8 protein-coding genes are annotated in these 6,435 nt (G+C 25.5%); all 8 read left to right on the forward strand.

The annotated features are described in order from the left end of the window. Positions 1-102: subtilosin A family bacteriocin (locus tag BM384_RS14460; RefSeq protein ID WP_139232131.1), on the forward strand; the 102-nt coding region annotated here is incomplete at its 5' end. A 64-nt stretch (positions 103-166) separates the two neighbouring features. After that, positions 167-1,534, forward strand: a complete 1,368-nt coding sequence (locus tag BM384_RS14465) for a radical SAM protein (RefSeq protein ID WP_090014612.1) — start codon at positions 167-169, stop codon at positions 1,532-1,534. Then, positions 1,534-2,538, forward strand: coding sequence for a hypothetical protein (locus tag BM384_RS14470; protein WP_090014614.1), 1,005 nt, complete (start codon positions 1,534-1,536; stop codon positions 2,536-2,538). Before BM384_RS14465 ends, BM384_RS14470 begins: the two co-directional genes overlap by 1 nt. Further along, a complete protein-coding gene (locus BM384_RS14475; protein WP_090014616.1) occupies positions 2,538-3,506 on the forward strand; it encodes an insulinase family protein in 969 nt (322 codons plus the stop codon). The genes BM384_RS14470 and BM384_RS14475 overlap by 1 nt, the downstream gene beginning before the upstream one ends. Then, entirely contained in the window at positions 3,499-4,233 is a 735-nt protein-coding gene (locus BM384_RS14480; RefSeq protein WP_090014618.1) for a hypothetical protein, read from the forward strand. The genes BM384_RS14475 and BM384_RS14480 overlap by 8 nt, the downstream gene beginning before the upstream one ends. Next, positions 4,226-4,390, forward strand: a complete 165-nt coding sequence (locus tag BM384_RS17780) for a hypothetical protein (RefSeq protein ID WP_175537402.1) — start codon at positions 4,226-4,228, stop codon at positions 4,388-4,390. Before BM384_RS14480 ends, BM384_RS17780 begins: the two co-directional genes overlap by 8 nt. Before the next feature lie 3 nt (positions 4,391-4,393). Further along, a complete protein-coding gene (locus BM384_RS14485; RefSeq protein ID WP_090014620.1) occupies positions 4,394-5,092 on the forward strand; it encodes an ATP-binding cassette domain-containing protein in 699 nt (232 codons plus the stop codon). Then, positions 5,079-6,230: a hypothetical protein gene (locus BM384_RS14490; protein WP_090014622.1), complete on the forward strand. Its 1,152-nt coding sequence runs from the start codon at positions 5,079-5,081 to the stop codon at positions 6,228-6,230. The genes BM384_RS14485 and BM384_RS14490 overlap by 14 nt, the downstream gene beginning before the upstream one ends. Positions 6,231-6,435: the final 205 nt, after the last annotated feature.

Here is a 6,435-nt window from a genome sequence, read left to right on the forward strand (position 1 = left end):
TATTGTTCAGCATGTGCAGCAGGTGCTGCATGTCTTGCAGATGGACCAATTCCAGACTTTGAAGTTGTAGCAGCAGCAGGACTTTTAGGACTAGCTAACTAGTATCTATATTATCTATATATAGTCTAGATAAACCTAAATTTTTATATAAGAGGGGGAGAGATAAATGGAAGGTAATTCATATGTAGTGTTAAATGAAAGACTAATTTTATTTAGTGCTAAAGATTGTTACAATATAGCAACTGAACAATTTGTTAATGGTGGTTCAAGATATGAATTTGTTGGGGTAAATAAGACAGGAAAAGAAATTGTTATGTTAATCGATGGACTAAGGACTATGAATGAATTGAAAGAATATATTTGTAGTACTTTTGATATTGATTATACAGAAAATGAAGAATGGATTGAACAATTTTTAATAACTTTAAATAAGAAAAATGTACTTGAGTTTAAGGAAGAGCCTCATAAGTGTAGTATATGGAAGGTTAGAGGAGACGAAAATCAAATTTCTCCGTTACATATGACTGTTGAAGTTACTCATAAGTGTAACTTAGCATGTAAACACTGCTATTTAAGTGCATCTATTAAAAAAGATAATGTTATGACAATAGATAAATTTAGAAAGTTAGTATCAATATTAAAAGAAAATGGAGTAATGAATATAGAATTGACTGGTGGGGAGGTATTTGTTAATCCAGATAGTTATGAAATTGTTAAACTTGCATTAGAAAATTTTGCTATAGTAGGGCTATTAACAAATGGAACATTAGTAGATGATAAGACTATAGACTTATTAGCAAAGTATAAGAGTAAAGTAATAATAAATGTATCAATAGATAGCATAAATAGTGAACTTCACGATTCATTTAGAGGATGCAAAGGATCATTTGAAAAAAGCTGTGATACTATAAGAAGATTATCAAGTAAGGGATTAACTGTTAGAATGGCATCTAGTATTTTTGAAGAAAACATGTGGGAAGTAGATAAGCTAGCAGATCTTGCAATAAATTTAGGAGCTAAAGTATTTACATATAATTTTATTGAAAACTTCGGAAGAGGAAAAGCTTTCTTAAAGAGTAGAGAAAATGATATAAAGACAGTAAAATTTGAAGACTATTATAAATATGTTTTAGAGGTTGTAGAAAAGTATAAAGATATAATTGCAATAGAAGAATCAGAAGAATATATTAAGGGATTAAAAAATTGTGGATCAGGAACAATTTCAGTAGCTATTTCCCCAGAAGGTAATATTAGACCTTGTGTTTTAGCACCTAAAGAAATATCTTTAGGAAATATTTTTGATGAAGATTATAGAGAGATTTTTGATAGGGATATATTCTCAGAGATAGGAAAAATCAAACCTCCTAATAAAGAAAATGGATGTGCTAAGGACTGTAAGAGCTATACAATATGCAAAGGCTGTTATCTAAAAGCTTTCAATATAAATACTGAGAATGAAGAACCTTGTGAATGGATTGTGAAAAATAATTTATTTAAGTTACTTGAAGGTTATAAAAGGAGTTGCCAAAAGTAATGGAAGAAAAATATTGTAGAGATATTAAATTTACAATGCTAAATAAAGTTGTTTTAGAAGATATTAATGAGAGTGTTTTAAGATTATTTTTTATAAAAAATAAAGATATCTTTCAAGCTGAGTTATATAAAAATAATATTATAGGAACTTGGAATTGTATAAATGATATAGGTGAAAAGAAAGTTATTATAAACTTAATATACTTTGATGATATTAAAATTGATGATCAGTATTTAAAGAAAATAATTAGTAATGTTATATCTAATTCAGTGCTGGCATCTTATGAGGAATATGTTGAATTTAGAAAAAAAGGTTCAATAAATATTATGAAAAATGTATTAGCTAAAATTGCACCTGAAAGTTGTAATGATGAAGAGCTTAATTATGATGAATACTATAATCAGATAAAGTTTATAGATGAGGTATTATTAGACAAGTTCTCAATAGAAAGTACTAATTATCAAAAGATGAGTCAATTACAATATGATGATTGCTTAGATAATATTCCTCAAGGTGAACTATGTTTTATGGGAATATATTTTTATGGAGATAATGATTCGTTTAGTACTGGAGAAGAATATATTTTATTAAAGATAATAGAAAAGTACATTGGTGATAATGATACTGATAGTATGTACTTTAAATATAGGGAGTCAGGAAAAATATATACGGCCATTACGAGTTATGTAAATAATATGCGTTTATTTGTAACTGGGGTAATAGGTAATTATGATGAAGAATTTTTTGATTTAATTACTGAGAAACTAAAAGGATTAACAATAAACAAAATGAATTTAGATATGGCTAAAGAAAGAGTTATTAATGAAATTAAAAGATTAATTCTAGAGTGTGGAGAACTTTACACTATGTATCCATATAGGAGGAGATTTGATAAGGAAATTTTAAAGGAAGATTTATATAGATACATAAGGAATGTAGACATATCATTAGTAAATAACTATTTGACAACGATATCACCTAAGAAAGTGAAGGCAAAGGTATAATGAGTTTTAATTTTAATAAATTGAAAAGAACATCTTTAAATGAGTATTTTTATGATATTGATAATGACGTTGATGTTATTAAATATATTATTCCTTGTGGATATTCTTCTCAGGATATTCCCTCTGGATATGCACACTTACTTGAGCATATGTATATAAATTCTAATTATAAATATTTAAAAGAACTAGAAAAGCAAGGCGTAAGATTTAATGGAGCTACTTATGATAAGTTTATGGTAATAGATTTAATTGATTCTACAGGAAAAAATATATTAAGAAATTCAAATTTTATAAAAGAAAATAAAATTATGAAAAATGAATTTCTTGAAAAACAATTACAATTAGAAAAGAAGACAATAGCTCAGGAACTTGGAATATTAAGAAAAACATTAGGAACAGAAAAAGCAGATTATATGTTAGGTAGCCCTGAGGAAGTTAAAGGATTTTCTATTAACAAATTAAATGAAGTTTATGGGAAGGTTCAAGATAAATATGTAAGAGTTATATTTGGTAATAGTCAAAATAATGAGAGTTTGAGTGAGTTCAGATCTAAAAACGAAATGTCATGGCTAAAAGCTCTAGCAATAAAAAGTATAAAACATGATAAGGATAGTTTTTTCATATACTTGAAAGATAGTTATAATGCAAGAATTTTATTCTATTCATTATATATTTTCTTTGATAAAGATCTACAATTAGGTTCACCAGACTATAGAGTTGAAGCAAAGGATATTATAATTACAGTACCTGTTAATTATAGTAAGTTTGAAAGTGTTATATCTCATTATAAGGAAAATTCAATCAATAGGTATATATTAAGAAATAGTTTGTCATTTAAATCATTATCAAGTGAAGTTGAAAATATAATAAATATATTTAATGAATATTTTGATGATTATTCTATTGAAAATAGTGAGTTCTATTTTGAAAATTGGGAAAGTGTAATTAGAGAGTGTAGAGATGAATAAGAAAAGTATTTTTATGGTTAAGATAGGTTTTTGTCTAGTTTTTTCATTATTAATATATTTTTTAATACTAGCAAGACCTGATTCAATTGTATTATTTAGTGAGCGAAATGATTATATTCTTTATCCAATATTGTTTCAAATAATTATAATTTCTTATACTGCAGCAATTTTTTTAGATGATATAAAGAAACGGTTATTTGAAAATCCTAAGTTTATCTTTAATTTTATGGATATATTAGTTGTGCAACTGTATATTTTTTCAATAATTTATTTAATTAGTAACTTATCATTTATTAAGTATGTAGATTATTTAAATACTCATTTTGGAAAATATCAAATGTTATTTCAATGTACAGCTTTATTGATTATGTTAGTTAAAGAGTTTTTAAAGAAGAAGTCTATTGATAAAAAATATATATTATCTATTTTAGTATTTGCCATGATTATTTTTAATTCTAACTTATTTGAATTGATTTTTATTATATTATATTTTGCGATATTATATCTACTAGAAAAGATGATTGACATAAAAAAAGGATGTATATATAGCAAAATAAGTAAAAGTATTGAAATAATGCTGCTCTTTACTATAATATTATATATATATATTACTAAAATACAAATTATTGATTTGCTATTAATACTTTTGATAGAGATAGTAATAGGATTTTTATATTGGTGCTTAATTAAAAAAGTAAATAATTATAGGGGTGAATATAATGAATGAAAAGACTAGAAAATATTTTAGAATTATAATATCAATATTATGGATTGTAGGAGGTATAGTATTTGCCTTCAGAGCAAACTTTATTAATGCTATATTATTTATTGCAGTTGGAATTATGTTTGGGTTAAATGCACTTAAACCTGGGAAGAAGGAGTAACTTATGTTATCAGTAAAGGATTTAGAAGTATGGTATGTAAAAGGAAATAGTATTATAAAAAAAGTATCTTTTGATTTGAAAGAAAATACTGTTGTTGGTCTATTGGGACTAAATGGTGCAGGAAAAACAACCTTAATAAACACTTTATCAGGTGTACATTCTAATTATACTTACTCTACTTTAAAATATTTTGATAAAGAGATAACATTTGAAGATATGTGCTGGAAAAATAATAGATATACCATATTTACGGAAGAACAGGCTTTTTCTTATTGGTCGTTTAATGAATATTTTCCTTTCATAGAAAAAGTATATAAAAAGAAATTAAACAGGCAGAGAGTTCAAGAGCTTATAAAGGGCTTTGGATTTGAAAAGTATGTTGAGTATCCTATGAAGGAACTATCCACAGGAAATAAAAAGAAGGTATTTTTAATTACAGGTTTTGCTCTAGAACTTCCATTACTAATTTTAGATGAACCTTTAGATGGATTAGATTTCTTAGCATCAGAGTTTTTATATGAAGAAATCTTGAGATATAAAAAGGTTGGCTCTGTTTTAATGAGTTCTCATATTGCAGAAAGTATTGAAAAGACATGTGATGAAGTACTAATATTGAAAAATGGAACTTTGAAATCTTATGAGTTTGAAACTAATAGAGATATTCGAGAGTTATTGGAAGGATGGTTAGATGATAGCAACTAGAATATTTCTTAAGGATATGATAACTAAGAAAAAAGTAAAAAATTATTGTATATTTATATTTCTATTTTTTATTATTGCTTATGAGACGCTTCAAGAAGTTATAAGAGATACATTTGGAAATAGTAATATTTCATATATAACTATGGTTTTAATGATTACTTCTACAGCTTATCTTATACACACTTATTCTTTGTATGAAAAGGTAAAAAAATACATTTCTTTACCCATTAGTAATGCGCGGCTTCTTTTGGGATTTGTTTTTAGTTTAATATTAGTATCACTATTAGAGCGTATTTCTTTTCTCATCATAATTGTACTAATAAGTAATAATAATCTATTTGTAAATATTCCTTTAGTTATTATTGTATCTATACTGTCTATTCTAATTAATGTATGGATTCTTATTTTAATGAATAAAAAAGCAAAGTTAGAATGGGTATTATTATTAGCAGTTTTATTAGGTTATATCTTTGTTTCTTATTTTAATTTTTCCCCTTTTATAAGTATAGCTATAATACTATTATGCTGTGTTGTATCTCTAATTGGTATATTGAAGGAAGATTCTTTGTATATAGCCATAAATAAAAATAAATCTGCATTAATTACTAAATTTAAATATGGAGGGAACTACTTCTTTAAAGTTTTACTGAATGAGAAGATCTATATTATTAATACATTAATATTATTAGGTATGATTGTTTTTTTATCAATTATACAGATGGATAACTTTATTGTATCTAGTATGGTTTGGACGATAGGTGCAGTTAATACACCAGTTTTAACAATGTTATCATCAGATCCACATCTTAGAAGACAAGCCAAAATGCTTTCTGCTAAACAACAAGGAATATGGAGTATGTATAAAAGGTTTGTTTTTATATATTTCTTGTTAGTTAATGGATTTATATTGGCGTTAAATATATTTTTTAAGAATGATAACATAGTAATTAATATATGTATATTTGCAGTTATATCAGTGATAGAGCCTATTATTACATTTATTTTAGAGGATAAGTTTGTGCTAACAAATTGGCAGACTAAACAGGAGTTATGGAAGCATCCTAGAAAATATATATTACCTTTAATAGTGTTTTTGGGTATAATAATGGCATTTATACTTATTGAAACTATAGGTTAGTAGTAAGATATATTGATTTGGGAACATTCAAGATTAAGAAATAGAATATTGCGTGCATGCAGGTACGGCAGGATTAAATATAAAGTTTGTATATTTAATCCTGCCTTTTATATATTATTTTTGGCTGTATTATGAATAAAAGTGATAAAATATGTCAATCATCTTAACAAAGATTTTTTAGGAGATGATATATTTGAATTCGTAT

The organism is Clostridium sp. DSM 8431 (assembly GCF_900116755.1).
Lineage (GTDB): Bacteria > Bacillota > Clostridia > Clostridiales > Clostridiaceae > Clostridium.